Source organism: Bradyrhizobium sp. 190 (assembly GCF_023073415.1).
Taxonomy (GTDB): Bacteria; Pseudomonadota; Alphaproteobacteria; order Rhizobiales; family Xanthobacteraceae; genus Bradyrhizobium.
Genome location: NZ_JADPJL010000037.1, coordinates 91,260 through 106,029 on the forward strand (window position 1 = coordinate 91,260; position 14,770 = coordinate 106,029).

The following is a 14,770-nucleotide window of genomic DNA, read 5'->3' on the forward strand; positions in this document are numbered from 1 at the left end:
ATGACCGCCAAGATTTCGTCCAAGCGCACTGCCCTGCTCGCCGCCGCCCGCGAACGTATCCTGGTGCTCGACGGCGCCATGGGCACCATGATCCAGGGACTGGAGTATGACGAGGCCGCGTTTCGGGGGAAGCGTTTCGCCGATTTCCACCGCGACGTCCGCGGCAATAACGACCTGCTGATCCTGACGCAGCCGCAGGCGATCGAGGACATCCACGCCGATTACCTACGCGCGGGCGCCGACATCGTCGCAACAAACACCTTCTCCTCGACCTCGATCGCGCAGGCCGACTACGACATGTCGGACCTCGCCTACGAACTCAACCGCGACGGTGCCAAACTCGCCCGCGCCGCGGCGATGCGCGTCAGCGCGGAGGACGGCAAACAGCGTTTCGTCGCCGGCGCACTGGGCCCGACCAACCGCACCGCCTCGATCTCCCCTGATGTTTCCAATCCCGGCTATCGCGCCGTCACCTTTGACGATCTGCGCAAGGCCTATGGCGAGCAGATCAACGGCCTGCTCGACGGCGGCGCCGACCTGCTGCTGGTCGAAACCATTTTTGACACGCTGAACGCCAAGGCGGCGCTCTACGCGATTTCGGAAATCGCCGAAGAACGCGGCATCGACGTGCCCGTGATGATTTCGGGTACCATCACCGATAAATCTGGCCGCCTGCTGTCGGGGCAATTGCCGGAAGCGTTCTGGAACTCGGTGCGGCACGCAAAACCGATCACCATCGGATTCAACTGCGCGCTCGGCGCCGAAGACCTGCGCGCGCATATCGCCGACATCGGCCGCGTGGCCGATACCCTGGTTTGTGCTTATCCGAACGCCGGCCTGCCCAACGAATTCGGCCAGTACGACGAAAGCCCGGAATACATGGCCCGCCTGATCGGCGAGTTTGCCGAGGCGGGCCTCGTCAACATCGTCGGCGGCTGCTGCGGCACCACGCCGGACCATATCGCGGCGATTGCCGCCGCCGTCGCTCCGCACAAGCCGCGCGCTGTGCCTACGATCGAGCCCCGTCTGCGGCTGTCGGGGCTCGAGCCGTTCGAACTGACGCCGGCGATTCCGTTCGTCAACGTCGGCGAACGCACCAACGTCACGGGGTCGGCGAAATTCCGCAAGCTGGTCACCGCTGGCGATTACACTGCAGCGCTGCAGGTAGCGCGCGACCAGGTCGAGAACGGCGCGCAGATCATCGACGTCAACATGGACGAGGGCCTTCTCGACTCTGAAGCCGCGATGGTGACCTTCCTCAATCTCGTCGCCGCCGAGCCCGATATCGCGCGCGTGCCCGTGATGGTGGACTCTTCGAAGTTCGCCGTGATCGAAGCCGGCCTGAAATGCGTTCAGGGCAAGCCGGTGGTAAACTCGATCTCGATGAAGGAGGGCGTGGAGAAGTTCATCCACGAGGCCCAGATCGCGCGCCGCCATGGCGCGGCCGTTGTGGTGATGGCGTTCGACGAGGTCGGCCAGGCGGATACGTTTGCGCGCAAGACCGAGATCTGCAAGCGTGCCTACGACATCCTGGTCAACGAGGTCGGTTTTCCGCCCGAGGACATCATCTTCGATCCGAATATCTTTGCGATCGCGACCGGGCTGGAAGAACACAACAATTACGGCGTCGACTTCATCGAGGCGACGCGCTGGATCCGCCAGAACCTGCCGCATGCGCATATTTCCGGCGGCGTGTCGAATCTCTCGTTCTCGTTCCGCGGCAACGAGCCGGTGCGCGAGGCCATGCATTCGGTGTTCCTCTATCATGCCATCAAGGCCGGCATGGACATGGGCATCGTCAATGCCGGGCAGATGATCGTCTATGACGACATCGACCCCGAGCTGCGCCAGGTGTGCGAGGACGTCATCCTCAACCGCGACGCGGGCGCGTCCGAGCGGCTGCTTGCACTGGCGGAAAAATTCCGCGGCAAGGAGAAGCAGACCAGGGAGCAGGATCTCGCCTGGCGCGAATGGCCGGTCGAGAAGCGGCTCTCCCACGCGCTGGTGCACGGCATCACCGAATTCATCGAGGCCGACACCGAAGCCGTGCGGCTGACGGTCGAGCGGCCGCTGAACGTGATCGAAGGCCCGTTGATGGCCGGCATGAACATCGTCGGCGACCTCTTCGGCGACGGCAAGATGTTCCTGCCGCAGGTGGTGAAGTCCGCCCGCGTGATGAAGCAGGCGGTCGCCTATCTGATGCCGTTCATGGAGGAGGAGAAGGCGCGCAACCTTGCGAATGGGACTGCTACCGACGGCCGCAACGCCGCCGGCAAGATCGTGCTGGCGACCGTCAAGGGCGACGTTCACGACATCGGCAAGAACATCGTCGGCATCGTGCTGCAATGTAACAATTTCGAAGTCATCGACCTCGGCGTCATGGTGCCCGCCAGCAAGATCATCGAAACCGCCAAGGCGGAAGACGCCGACATCATCGGGCTCTCCGGCCTGATCACGCCCTCGCTCGACGAGATGAGTTTCCTGGCCGGCGAAATGGAGCGGCAGGGCATGAAGATGCCACTGCTGATCGGTGGCGCGACCACGAGCCGCGTCCATACCGCCGTCAAGATCGACCCGAACTACAAGGGAGGGCCGGTGGTGCATGTCAACGACGCCAGCCGCGCCGTCGGCGTGGCGTCGTCGCTGCTCTCGCCCGAGCGGCGCGAGGCCTATGCCGCCGACATCCGCGCCGAATACGCCAAGATTTCCGCGGCCCACTTTCGCGCGCAGGCCGACAAGAAACGGCTCAAGCTGGCGGACGCCCGCGCCAACGCGGTCAAGGCCGACTTCGCCAAGACGCCGCCGAAGAAGCCGGCATTCCTCGGCATCAGGAGTTTTGACGCCTATGATCTGGCGGAGCTTGCCGAATACATCGACTGGACACCGTTCTTCCAGACCTGGGAATTGACCGGGCGCTTCCCGGCCATTCTCGACGATCCCAAGATCGGCGAAGTCGCGCGCTCGCTCTATGACGACGCGCGCAAGATGCTCGATCTCATCGTCAAGGAGAAATGGTTCAAGGCCCGCGCCACCATCGGCTTCTGGCCGGCCAATGCCGATGGCGACGATATCGCCGTCTATGCCGACGATGCGCGAGCCAGGAAGATCGCGACTTTCCACACACTGCGCCAGCAGTTGGAGAAGCGCGAAGGCCGCTTCAACGCCGCGCTGTCGGATTTCATCGCCCCCGCGTCGTCCGGCGTACCCGACTATATCGGCGCCTTCGTCGTCACCGCCGGGATCGGCGAGGACGCGGTCGCCGACCGCTTCAAGAACGCCAATGACGATTATTCCTCGATCCTGTGCAAGGCGCTGGCCGATCGTCTGGCGGAGGCCTTTGCCGAGCGGATGCATCAGCGCGTCCGCAAGGAATTCTGGGGCTACGCGCCGGACGAGGCGCTAGCCGCCGATCAGCTCATCCTCGAACAATATGCCGGCATCCGCCCGGCGCCCGGCTATCCCGCGCAACCCGATCACACCGAGAAGGCGACGCTGTTCCGGCTGCTCGATGCGGAGAACACGGCCGGCGTTGTCCTGACCGAGAGTTTTGCGATGTGGCCGGGCTCGTCGGTGTCGGGACTTTATTTCTCGCATCCCGAAAGCTTCTATTTCGGCGTCGGCAAGATCGAGCGCGACCAGGTCGAGGACTACGCGGCGCGCAAGGGCATGACAGTGGCCGAGACCGAACGCTGGCTGGCGCCGGTGCTGAATTACATCCCGTCGCAGGAGCAGGCGGTGGCGAAGGCACCGGTGGCGGCGGAGATCGTACCTGCCAACGACGTCTCCTCGCATCCGCCCGGCTGTACCTGCGCCGTGCACTTGGCCTGGCGCAAGAAAGCGGTCGGGGCGGGCTGAGCTCTTACCCTCCCCTGGAGGGGGAGGGTCGACGCTTCTGAAAGGAGCGGCGGGGTGGGGTGACGGTCTCTCCCCTCGAACAGTACCCGAGTTGAAAGACCGTCACCCCACCCCGTCTCGCCCTTCGCTTCGCTCCATGCGAGCCGACCCTCCCCCTCCAGGGGAGGGTAAGAAGCACCGTCGCTACTGCAGCAACTTCGTCATCACCGGGCTTGACCCGCTAATTCATCTCACGAAGATGGATGGATGCGCGGGTCAAGCCCGCGCATGACGAGTGCGTGGAGCCCCCATGAAATTCTTCTCGTTCTGGCGATCGCTGGCGAGTTTTCGCGTTCGCATCGCGCTCAATCTCAAGAACGTCCCTGTCGATGTCGTGTTCGTCGACCTCGACGCCAACGCGCATCGCGAAGCCGAGTATCGCCGCATCAATCCGCAGATGGCGCTGCCGGCGCTGGTCGAGGACGACGGCACCACGCTGTTCCAGTCGCTCGCCATCCTCGAATATCTCGACGAGAAATATCCCTCCCCGCCGCTGCTGCCCGCCGATATCAACGGCCGCGCCCGCGTTCGCGCGCTGGCGCTGATGGTGGCCTGCGAGGGCCACCCGCTGCTGACGCCGCGGGTGCGGCGCTATCTCGATCACGAACTCAATCTGCGCGACACGCAGCAAGCGGCATGGCGGCGGCATTGGACCGTCGAGACGTTGGCGGCGCTGGAGGGGCATCTGGCCGGCCAGAAGGACACGGGAAAATTCTGCCATGGCGATCAACCGACGCTGGCAGACATCTGCATGGTCGGCCACGTCACTGCCGCAGTAACGCAGCAGATCGACCTGAAAATCTATCCGACCGTGAAGCGCATCTTCGCGACCGCGATGACGCTGCCGGAATTTGCAAGAGCGCATCCGCTGGTGCAGCCGGACACCCCGGAAGCGATGCGGCCCAAGGCGTAAGTTCCGTACGCTTACCCGGCTTGGCCGACAATCGCTGCTCTTCGGGATCAGCGCGTGGCACAACGTTGCCGCATAGCTCCGCCAGCGTCGTTTTGTCAGGAACCTTTCGCCATAAATCGCATCCGATGGGCAGCAAGGAAATCGTCACGCGTGCAATGCGGACAGCCCCGATTGCACCCGACGATGCCGAGCTGGACGGCAGTGCGTCTCGAATCCCACTTAAAGGAGGTGCCCAATGGCAAAGACTCATTCGACTTCCATTACCAGACGACGCGTCGTCGCCGGGCTGGCGCTGGCCGCCGCCCCGATGACTTTGGCGGGCGGTAATAATGCTTACGCTCAGGCCCAGCAAACCAAGCCTGACAAGAGCCTGTATGACCGGCTCGGCGGCGTCTTCGCCATCGCGGCGGTCGTCGATCACTTCAGCGACGCCGTCGTGAAGAACCCTGTCGTCGGTCAGAAATCCAAGAATCCGCGGCTGAAGGAATGGCACACAAAGAACCTGACAAGGCTGCCCGGCCTCAAGTTCCAGCGAACCCTGTGGGTCTGCAACGTTTCAGGCGGACCGCTCCAGTTCACGGCCACCAAACCCGGGACGACGCCGCTTGGCCTCGAGGAGGCCCACCGCGACTTGCGGATCTCACCGGCTGAATTCGACGAGGTCGCAGCCGAACTCGGGCGGTCGCTGGACTTCGCCAAAGTCCCGAAGCGCGAGAAGGCCGAAGTGCTCGCAGCCTTCGCCGCTCACAAGGACGAAGTCACCGCGGGCTACGTCGCCACCAAGCGCGGCTGAGGCTCGTGTTTCGGGACGATCGCCAGCCGTGAGAAGTAGAGAAGTAGGGTGGGCAAAGCGCAGCGTGCCCACCATCTTTCTTCAATGCTGCCGAACGGTGGGCACGCTACGCTTTGCCCACCCTACGAAAATCACCCCTTCGGCGGCGCCAGCGGTTGAACGATTTCCTGGAACGGCGGCAGCGCCTCGCAGCGCTCGGAATGCGCCTTCAGCGCGGGATAGCGCGCGTCGAACAGCGCGGGATGCGCCTCACCGGTGAAGCGCAACACGCAGGCGACCGCGATATCGGCATGGCCGATGTTTTCGCCGAACCAATACGGCGTCTTGACATCAGCGCGCTCCCTTTCCAGCACCTCCAGCACGCCCGATATCTGCGACTTGCAGCGCTCGACCCAGAGATCGAGCTGCTTCTCCTTCCGCAGCACGCGCTCGTAAAGCAGGCTGACGCCCTTGTCGCCGAGGCCCATCGCCAGCGCCGAGATCCGCAAGTGCCGCCGCCGCGCCTCGCCGCTCCGCGCGATCATCGCCTTGTCGGGGCCGACGACATCGTCGAGATGATCCAGGATCATCGCGCTCTCGATCAGCGCCTCGCCGTCATCAAGCACCAGCGTCGGCACACGCCGCAGCGGATTGAAGGGTGCGATCTTGTCGGCGTCGCCGAAGGTCGACCACGGCTTGTGCTCGAAAGCGATGCCATAAAGCCGCATGGCGATGGCGACGCGGCGGACGAAGGGGGAGTCGTATTGGCCGATCAGGATCATGTTGTTCCCACTCAGGTTCGTCATTGCCGGGCAAAAGCGCGAAGCGCGTCCACCCGAGTTCGACCCGGCAATCCATCCCTCTTCAAAAGAATCTCTCGAGGAGGGATGGACGCCCGGATCAAGTCCGGGCATGACACGCGGGGCGGGGTTGCGCTCCTCGCCATCCTAAGTACGCTGCTTCACATTGCAACCGGCGAGTCACGTGACGATGCGCACTTTACCCATGCTTTCCGCGCTGTCCGTGCTGACACTTGCCGCCACAGCGCACGCCCAAACCGCTCCCACAGGCTTCCAGTCGCCATCGAAAAACATCGCCTGCCAATATTTCGACTACGACAAGCAGAACATCCTCCGTTGCGACATCAGTGCAATGGAAACCAAGCCGCGACGCCCCGCCGATTGCGAGCTCGACTACGGCGGCGCCTTCGAGATGAACGCCAAGGGCGCCGCCGCACGCATCTGCCACGGCGACACCGTGATGGACAAATCACTGCCGGTGCTGGGCTATGGCGAGGTGTGGCAGCGCGGCGGGTTTACGTGCAAGTCGGAGCAGGCGGGCGTGACCTGTTTCAACACGGACCGCCGCGGGTTCTCGCTCGCGCGGGTGAAGCAGGAGATGTTTTGAGACCACGCTCTCGTTCGTCATGGCCGGGCTTGTCCCGGCCATCCACGTCTTTGTCTCCTACCAAGAAAGTAAGACTTGGATCACCGGGGCAAGCCCGGTGATGACGGTTGAGAGTGTGCCCGCCCATCACTCGATGATAGGCACATGCCGCGCCACATCGCGCGGCGCGGTGCCGTCAAGCCGCGGATCGTCCGCGATCTCCACCTGCCGCCGAAACGGACGGAAACCCGAGCGCTGGTAGAACGCCAGCGCAGCCGGATGATCGAAAGTGCAGGTGTGCACCCATACGCGGTCGACCGGCCGGGACCATGCCAATTCCAGCGCACGGTTCATCAGCCAGCGGCCGGCACCGCTGCCGACCAGCTTTGCGGTGACGCCGAAGAAGACGAGTTCGCATTGGCCGGCGTCACGAAAATCCAGCTCGACCAGGCCTTCGTCGCGGCCCTCGCGCTCCAGCGCGTAGACTTCCACCAGCGGGGAGTGAAGGATCGCTGCCAGTTCAGCGGGTGGCATCCGCAGCCGCGAAAACCACAGCCATTCCTCACCGACGCGGCGATAGAGATCACGAAACCAGTCGAGGGGTGGCATCTCAATCCGGCGCAGCGACCACGCGTCGGCGGGATCCGGACGCGGCGTGGGGCGCGCGGTCATCTCCAGATGCGTGACGATGGCGGCGACCTTGCCAGCGGGAACGTCGGAATAGCCGTCGGGCAGAATCATCCGACGCTACTCCCCCTCGTCGCTCGCCAGCACGCCCTTCACCGCCCTCGCCCAGCCCGCCAACTTCCGATCGCGCGTGGCTTTGCTCATGTTCGGCTTGAAGCGATGCTCCAGCCGCCAGTTGTCGGCGAATTTTGCCGGCTCGGGATAGACGCCGGCCTGTAGCCCCGCGAGATACGCGGCCCCCAGCGCCGTCGTCTCCTGGATCATCGGGCGATCGACCGGGGCGTCGAGCAGGTCCGCGAGGCGCTGCATGGTCCAGTCCGACGCCGTCATGCCGCCATCGACGCGCAGCACGTTGGCGGCCTTCTCCCCGGGCCAGTCGGCGCGCATCGCTTCGCGGAGATCGGAGGTCTGGTAGCAGACACTCTCCAGCGCGGCGTGCGCGAGTTCGGCGGGGCCGGTATTGCGGGTCAGGCCGAACAGCGCGCCGCGCACGCGGGGATTCCAGTAGGGGGCGCCTAAGCCGACGAAGGCCGGCACCAGATAGACGCTCTGCATGGAATCGGATCTGTCGGCGAGCGGGCCGGTTTCGGACGCCTGCTTGATGATGCCTAGCCCATCGCGCAGCCATTGCACGGCGCTGCCTGCGACGAAGATCGAACCTTCGAGCGCGTAGGTGCGTTTGCCGTTCAGTTGATAGGCGATGGTGGTGAGCAGCTTGTTCTTCGAGGCGACCGGCGTCGTGCCGGTGTTGAGCAGCGCAAAGCAGCCGGTGCCGTAGGTCGATTTGATCATGCCGGGCGTGAAGCAGGCCTGGCCGATGGTCGCGGCCTGCTGATCGCCGGCGATACCTGAAATCGCGATCGCGCCGCCGAACAGGGTCGGGTCGCTGTCGCCGAATTTGGCGGAGGAGTCTTTTACCTCCGGCAGCATCGAGCGCGGCACGCGCAGCAGCTTTAAGAGTTCGTCGTCCCACTCGCCGGTGTGGATGTTGAACAGCAGCGTGCGCGAGGCGTTGGTGGCGTCGGTCGCGTGCATCTTGCCGCCTGTCAGCCGCCACAAGAGATAGCAATCGACCGTGCCGAACATCAGCTCGCCGCGGCCGGCGCGCTCGCGTGCGCCCGGGACGTGGTCGAGTATCCAGGCGACCTTGGTGCCGGAGAAATAGGGATCGATGATCAGGCCGGTCTTGGCCGAGATTGCCGGCTCGTGGCCTTCGCTCTTCAATTTGGCGCAGATATCTGATGTGCGGCGGTCCTGCCAGACAATGGCGCGGTGCACCGCCTGCCCCGTCGCGCGGTCCCACACCACGGTGGTCTCGCGCTGGTTGGTGATGCCGATGGCGGCGATGTCCTTTGCTTTCAGGCCGGCCTTTTCCAGCGCGGCGCGGCAGACCGTCAGCGTCGAGGTCCAGATGTCCTCGGGCTCGTGCTCGACCCAGCCGGAGGCCGGGAAATGCTGCGGAAACTCCTGCTGCGCGGTAGCGGCGATGGAGATGTCGCTGCGGAACACCATGGCGCGTGAGGACGTGGTGCCCTGATCGATGGCCAGCACAAAGGACATGACGTTGCTTCCCCGGGAAGTTTTGGTTGCGTGAGAGGCAATCCGATTGGGAGGCGGAGGTCAATATGGGGAGCCGACTGCCCTTACCCTCCCCTGGAGGGGGAGGGTCGGCTCACGTTGAGCGCAGCGAAATGTGAGACGGGGTGGGGTGACGGTCTCTCAGCTCGGGCACTGTTCGAGTGGAGAGACCGTCACCCCGCCCCGCCGCTCATTTCATGAGCGTCGACCCTCCCCCTCCAGGGGAGGGTAAGAGATCACGTCGCGGCTGTCGTCACGCCGCCATCGACCACAATCGTCTGGCCGGTCATGAAGGTCGAAGCATCGGAGGCGAGATACGCCACTGCGCCGGCGATTTCGTCGGGCTCGCCGATGCGGCGAAGGGGCGTGCCGGCGGTGCGGCGCTTGAGATTTTCCGGGTCTTCCCACAAGGCGCGGGCGAAATCGGTTTTCACCAGGCCCGGCGCCACGCAATTGACGCGGACGCCCTTCGGGCCCCATTCGCCGGCGAGGCTGCGGCACAGCGCGAAATCAGCGGCTTTGGAAATGCCGTAGGCGCCGATCACGGTGGAACCGCGCAGGCCCCCGATGGACGAGATGATCACCACCGAGCCGTTGCCGCGTTCGGCCATTTGCGGGATCGTCAGCGCGCAGAGCCAGATGTTGCTCTTGACGTTACTGCCCATGATCTTGTCGAAGGCCTCGTCCTTGATGTCGAGCAGCGGGCCATAATACGGATTCACCGCCGCGTTGCAGACGAGGATGTCGACCTTGCCGTAATGCTTGGTCGTGCCAGAGATCAGCGCCTCGACTTCCTCGCGGCGCGAGATGTTGCAGGGAATGACATGGGCGTCGCCGCCGGACTTTTTGATGCCTTCGGCGACTTCATGGCAGGCGTCGGCCTTGCGGCTGGAGATCACGACTTTCGCGCCGAGTTTGGCGAGCAGTTCGGCGGAGGAACGGCCGATGCCGCGGCTGGAGCCGGTGATGACGGCGACTTTTCCGGTGAGATCGAACGGGGTATTTTTCACTAGGCGTGCTCCCTGTTGTTTTTGTTTGTTGCAACTTTTTCCGTCATGGCCGGGCTTGACCCGGCCATCCACGACTTCCTTTGCCGCCAAGACGTGGATGCCCGGGACAAGCCCGGGCATGACGACTTTCATATGGCTGCGGTCGCGTGACCTACGACGAACGCGTTATACCAACCCGCCCGCATCTGTGACGCGGCGGAGATGATAGTCAGTGTCGCCAAAGGTGTTTTCGATCATGGTCAGCCGCTTGAAGTAGTGGCCGATCTTGGCTTCCTGGGTCATGCCGATGCCGCCGTGAAGCTGGATCGACTGCTGGCCGATGAACTTGCCGGACTTGCCGATCTGCACCTTGGCGGCGGCGACCGCGGTCGCGCGCTCTTTCGCGCTGTCGAAATCGGCCGCCATGGTCGCGAACATCGACATGCTGCGGGCCTGTTCGAGGGCTACGAACATGTCGGCGGCGCGGTGCTGCAGGGTCTGGAAGCTGCCGATCGGCACGCCGAACTGCTTGCGGGTCTTGAGATACTCGACGGTAGCCTTCAGCGATTCATCCATCGCGCCGACCGCTTCCGCGCACATCGCGGTGCGGGCTTCATCCACCACGCGCTCGATCAGCGGCAGAGCGTTCTCGGGATCGCCGATCGCAGCATCTGCGCCAACCTCGACGCCGGTCAGCGTGATGTCGGCGGCATGCAGGCCGTCCTGGGTCGGATAGCCCTTGCGGGTGACGCCCTTGGCGGCGGCCGGGACCAGGAACACGCCGATGCCGGTCTTGTCGCGCTGGCCGCCCTTGGTGCGTGCCGTCACGATCAGGGTGTCGGCGTTCTCGCCGTTGAGCACGACGAATTTTTCGCCGTCGATGACCCAGCCAGCGCCCTTCTTCTTGGCTGATGTTGCGACATCGCCGAGGTCGTAGCGGGAGTTCTTCTCGAGCTGCGCGAAGGCAAAGGTCTTGCTGCCGTCGATGATGCCGGGGATGTGCTGGGCTTTCTGCTCGGCCGAGCCGCCGTGACGCAGGAAGCCGCCGCCGATCACGACGGTGGCGAGATACGGCTCCAGCACCAGCGCCTTGCCGAGCGCCTCCATCACGATCATGGTCTCGACCGCGCCGGCGCCAAAGCCGCCATCGGCTTCGGCGAACGGCAGGCCCAGCAAGCCCTGCTCGGCGAGCTTGCCCCAGACGGCCTTGCTCCAGCCGCCCTTCTCTTTCTGGTACTTCTTGCGCGCATCGAAATCGTACGAGTCGGTCAAGAGACCGTCGATGCTTTCCTTGAGAAGGCGCTGCTCCTCGGACAAATCAAAATCCATGTTCTTTACTTTCTCCGGCTTAACCAAATTTCTCCGTCATGCCCGGGCTTGTCCCGGGCATCCACGTCTTGCTTTCTTTGCGTCAAGACGTGGATGGCCGGGTCAAGCCCGGCCATGACGACGGTGCGTGCGGCCGCGTCATTGCGCCACTAAAGCCCCAGCACCGCCTTGGTGATGATGTTGCGCTGGATCTCGTTGGAGCCGCCGTAGATCGAGACCTTGCGGTTGTTGAAGTAGCTCGGCGCGATCTGGGCGGTCCAGTCCATGGTCTCGTTGGAGCCGTCGTCGCCGTGGATGTCGTAAGGCGCGGCGAACGGGCCGATCACTTCCATCAGGAGTTCGGTGGTGGTCTGCTGGATTTCCGAACCCTTGATCTTCAGGACCGAGGACGCCGGGTTGGGCTTGCCCTTGCCGTGCTTGCCTTCATCCGCGACGACACGAAGCTGCGTGAGCTCGAGCGCCTTCAGCTCGATCTCGCAGGCCGCCAGCTTCTCGCGGAAGCCCTGGTCCTCGATCACGGGCTTGCCGTTCTGTTCGACCTTGGAGGCGAGATCCTTGATGCGGCGCAGCCGCTCCTTGGAGACGCCGACGCGGGCGATACCGGTGCGCTCGTTGCCGAGCAGGAACTTTGCGTAATCCCAGCCCTTGTTCTCCTCACCGATCAGATTCTCGACCGGCACCTCGACGTCGTCGAAGAACACTTCGTTGACCTCACGGCCGCCGTCGATGGTTTCGATCGGGCGCACGGTAACGCCCTTCGACTTCATGTCGAACACGATGAAGGAGATGCCCATCTGCTTCTTCGCATTGGTGTCGGTGCGGCACAGGCAGAAGATCATGTCGGCGTGCTGGGCGAGCGTGGTCCAGGTCTTTTGGCCGTTGATGATGTACTTGTCGCCCTTGCGCTCGGCCTTGGTTTTCAGCGAGGCGAGGTCCGATCCCGAGCCGGGCTCCGAAAAGCCCTGGCACCACCAGTCGTCGACATTGGCGATGCGCGGCAGGTACTGCTTCTTCTGCGCCTCGTTGCCGAAGGTGTAGATGACCGGGCCGACCATGCTGACGCCGAAGGCGAGCGGCGCCGGCGCCGGGTGCATCTGCAGCTCTTCGTTGAAGATGTAGTGCTGCACCGAGGTCCAGCCCGTGCCGCCATATTCCTTCGGCCAGTGCGAACAGCCCCAGCCCTTCTTGTTCAGGATGCGCCACCAGGCGACCATCTCGTCCTTGGAGAGGTGACGCCCCTCCACCATCTTGCGCCGCGTCTCCGGCGGCACGTTGTCCCGGAAGAAGGCCCTCACCTCCTCACGAAACGCGATTTCTTCCTTGCTGAAAGCGAGATCCATCGGATCCTCCTGTGAGCGAATTGGACTTATTGGTAACGCGAACTCTCTATCTCGTCGTCCCTGCGAACGCAGGGACCCATAACCACCGTCGTTAGCGTTGCAAAAGCCGTCTCCCAGACTGCCCCGAACCAAGGCCGCGGCGTATGGGTCCCGGCTCAAGGCCGGGACGACGGCGGAGTCTAGGAACGACCTCCCGATACGGCTTGCTGTTTCGATGGCGCAGCCTGCGGCTGTTGCTGCATGCGCAATTCGTGGCGTGACAACTTTCCGACCGGCGTGCGCGGCAACTCGTCGACGAAATCGACCGCCGCCGGAATCTCGTGCTTGCCGAGCTTGCCGGTGAGGAAGGCGCGCAATTCATCCAGCGTAAAGGCCTTTGCATCCGCACGCAGCTTGATGAAGGCTTTGGCGGCTTCGCCGCGGTAATCGTCCGGGATGCCGATCACGATCACTTCCTGAACGGAAGGATGGGTGTAGATCGCCTGCTCGATCATCTGCGGATAGACGTTGAAGCCGCCGGAGATGATCATGTCCTTCTTGCGGTCGACCAGATAGAAATAGCCGTCGGCGTCCATGTAGCCGATATCGCCGGTGAGGAAGCGGTCGCCGACAAAAGCTTCGGCGGTTTCCTTCGGCCGGTTCCAGTAACCCTTGGTGACGTTCGGACCGCGGATGCGGATTTCGCCGGCCTCGCCCACCGGCATCAGCTTGGTCGGGTCGTCCAGCGACACCACGTCCATCTCGATACCGGGCAGCATCAGGCCGATCGACCCGGGCTTGTCCGGGCCTTCCTTGGGGTGAGCGGTGCCGGGCGAGCAGGTCTCGGTCATGCCCCAGCCGCTCTTCAGTTTCATGCCGACCCGGCGCTCGAAAATTCTGGCGACCTCGACCGGCAGCGGCGCGCCGCCGGAGCCGCAGGACACCAGCGAGGACAAGTCGCGCTTGTCGAGATCGGGAAGTGCTGCGATCGCGATCCACATCGTCGGCACGCCCGGGAAGGCGGTCGCGCGCTTGACCTCGATGTCGCGCATCACGGCCTCGACATCAAAACGCTGGTGCAGCGAGATCAGATGGCCGCGCCGGATTGCGGAGAGCAGCACCACCGTCAACGCATAGATGTGGAACAGCGGCAGCACGCAGATCACACGCTCGATCGCATTGCGCTCGGCGCGCGCCGGCCTGCCCCAGACATCGTAGACCGACACCGCCGAAGTCAGATTGCCGTGGCTGAGCATCGCGCCCTTGGGCAATCCCGTGGTGCCGCCGGTATATTGCAGTAACGCGACGTCATCCGCCGAGATCGCCGGCCACTGCGCCGGCTTCGCCGCGCCATCGGTGAATTGTTTGTAGGTGATGATCTTCGGATTGTCCGGCAGCGCCGCCTGCGGCGTGCCGACCTTGCCCCAGTGATCGTCCTCGCAGACGATCAGGCGGTCGAGCAGACCCTTGTCGAGAAACTTCAGCGCGGTCGGCAACAGCACCGACAGATTGCTGGTGACGAGCACGCGCGCGCCGGAGTCCGTGAGCTTGTGCGACAGCGCGATCTCGCCGTCGAGCGGCGACAGGTGCACGACACGCGCCCCCGCCTTCAGCGCGCCGAAGAAATTGACGGGATGATCCGGCGAATTGCCGAGGAATAGCGCGACCGAACTGTTCTTGCCGTAGCCGGCGCGAAGGAAGGCGCCGGCAGCGATCTCGACCCTGTCTTCCAGTTCGGCGTAGCTGATCGGCCGGTCGCGGAATTCGATCGCGGGGCGCGGTCCGAATTCGGCGGCGGCTTCCGACAACAGGTCCGGCAGCGTGCCGCGCGCGATCGCGTCGTCCCAGCGGACGCCTTCCGGATAGAACTGTTCGCCGGGGTGGGTCATGGCTCTCTAGAAGA

General features: G+C 64.0%; 11 protein-coding genes. 4 read left to right on the top strand and 7 right to left on the bottom strand.

The window, feature by feature from the left end:
• The 3 genes from metH (at position 1) to IVB22_RS22560 (ending at position 5,600) form a co-directional block, all read left to right on the top strand.
• Positions 1-3,855, top strand: coding sequence for a methionine synthase (gene metH / locus IVB22_RS22550; protein ID WP_247519635.1), 3,855 nt, complete (start codon positions 1-3; stop codon positions 3,853-3,855).
• Positions 3,856-4,144: 289 nt separating this feature from the next.
• The gene (maiA, locus tag IVB22_RS22555) at positions 4,145-4,807 is read left to right on the top strand and encodes a maleylacetoacetate isomerase (RefSeq protein WP_247519441.1); all 663 of its coding nucleotides are present in this window, start codon (positions 4,145-4,147) and stop codon (positions 4,805-4,807) included.
• A gap of 235 nt (positions 4,808-5,042) precedes the next feature.
• Positions 5,043-5,600: a group 1 truncated hemoglobin gene (locus IVB22_RS22560; RefSeq protein WP_247519442.1), complete on the top strand. Its 558-nt coding sequence runs from the start codon at positions 5,043-5,045 to the stop codon at positions 5,598-5,600.
• Between the two features lie 131 nt (positions 5,601-5,731).
• On the opposite strand, the gene IVB22_RS22565 is transcribed toward IVB22_RS22560, so the two are convergent.
• Positions 5,732-6,361 carry a glutathione S-transferase family protein gene (locus IVB22_RS22565; protein WP_247519443.1) on the bottom strand — a complete coding sequence of 210 codons (630 nt, stop codon included), beginning with the start codon at positions 6,359-6,361 and terminating at the stop codon, positions 5,732-5,734.
• 208 nt (positions 6,362-6,569) lie between these two features.
• On the opposite strand from IVB22_RS22565, the gene IVB22_RS22570 reads away from it, so the two are divergent.
• Positions 6,570-6,986: a DUF6636 domain-containing protein gene (locus IVB22_RS22570; RefSeq protein WP_247519444.1), complete on the top strand. Its 417-nt coding sequence runs from the start codon at positions 6,570-6,572 to the stop codon at positions 6,984-6,986.
• Between the two features lie 126 nt (positions 6,987-7,112).
• Here the strand turns inward: IVB22_RS22570 and IVB22_RS22575 are convergent, their stop codons facing one another.
• The 6 genes from IVB22_RS22575 to pimA all read right to left on the bottom strand — a co-directional run bounded on the left by IVB22_RS22575 (position 7,113) and on the right by pimA (position 14,756).
• A complete protein-coding gene (locus IVB22_RS22575) occupies positions 7,113-7,706 on the bottom strand; it encodes an N-acetyltransferase (protein ID WP_247519445.1) in 594 nt (197 codons plus the stop codon).
• A gap of 6 nt (positions 7,707-7,712) precedes the next feature.
• On the bottom strand, positions 7,713-9,212 hold the full coding sequence (glpK, locus tag IVB22_RS22580; RefSeq protein ID WP_247519446.1) for a glycerol kinase GlpK: 1,500 nt from the start codon (positions 9,210-9,212) through the stop codon (positions 7,713-7,715).
• 254 nt (positions 9,213-9,466) lie between these two features.
• Positions 9,467-10,240 carry an SDR family NAD(P)-dependent oxidoreductase gene (locus tag IVB22_RS22585; RefSeq protein ID WP_247519447.1) on the bottom strand — a complete coding sequence of 258 codons (774 nt, stop codon included), beginning with the start codon at positions 10,238-10,240 and terminating at the stop codon, positions 9,467-9,469.
• Between the two features lie 165 nt (positions 10,241-10,405).
• Positions 10,406-11,548: a pimeloyl-CoA dehydrogenase small subunit gene (pimD, locus tag IVB22_RS22590; protein WP_247519448.1), complete on the bottom strand. Its 1,143-nt coding sequence runs from the start codon at positions 11,546-11,548 to the stop codon at positions 10,406-10,408.
• A 149-nt stretch (positions 11,549-11,697) separates the two neighbouring features.
• Positions 11,698-12,888, bottom strand: coding sequence for a pimeloyl-CoA dehydrogenase large subunit (pimC, locus tag IVB22_RS22595; RefSeq protein ID WP_247519449.1), 1,191 nt, complete (start codon positions 12,886-12,888; stop codon positions 11,698-11,700).
• Between the two features lie 179 nt (positions 12,889-13,067).
• The gene (gene pimA / locus IVB22_RS22600) at positions 13,068-14,756 is read right to left on the bottom strand and encodes a dicarboxylate--CoA ligase PimA (protein ID WP_247519450.1); all 1,689 of its coding nucleotides are present in this window, start codon (positions 14,754-14,756) and stop codon (positions 13,068-13,070) included.
• Between the last annotated feature and the right edge of the window lie 14 nt (positions 14,757-14,770).

Bases quoted from the DNA above. Each gene is read 5' to 3' on its own strand.
- metH (WP_247519635.1), top strand. From the start codon at position 1: ATGACCGCCAAGATTTCGTCCAAGCGCACTGCCCTGCTCGCCGCCGCC.
- glpK (WP_247519446.1), bottom strand. From the start codon at position 9,212: ATGTCCTTTGTGCTGGCCATCGATCAGGGCACCACGTCCTCACGCGCC.
- maiA (WP_247519441.1), top strand. From the start codon at position 4,145: ATGAAATTCTTCTCGTTCTGGCGATCGCTGGCGAGTTTTCGCGTTCGC.
- pimA (WP_247519450.1), bottom strand. From the start codon at position 14,756: ATGACCCACCCCGGCGAACAGTTCTATCCGGAAGGCGTCCGCTGGGAC.
- IVB22_RS22560 (WP_247519442.1), top strand. From the start codon at position 5,043: ATGGCAAAGACTCATTCGACTTCCATTACCAGACGACGCGTCGTCGCC.
- IVB22_RS22575 (WP_247519445.1), bottom strand. From the start codon at position 7,706: ATGATTCTGCCCGACGGCTATTCCGACGTTCCCGCTGGCAAGGTCGCC.
- IVB22_RS22570 (WP_247519444.1), top strand. From the start codon at position 6,570: ATGCGCACTTTACCCATGCTTTCCGCGCTGTCCGTGCTGACACTTGCC.
- IVB22_RS22565 (WP_247519443.1), bottom strand. From the start codon at position 6,361: ATGATCCTGATCGGCCAATACGACTCCCCCTTCGTCCGCCGCGTCGCC.
- pimC (WP_247519449.1), bottom strand. From the start codon at position 12,888: ATGGATCTCGCTTTCAGCAAGGAAGAAATCGCGTTTCGTGAGGAGGTG.
- pimD (WP_247519448.1), bottom strand. From the start codon at position 11,548: ATGGATTTTGATTTGTCCGAGGAGCAGCGCCTTCTCAAGGAAAGCATC.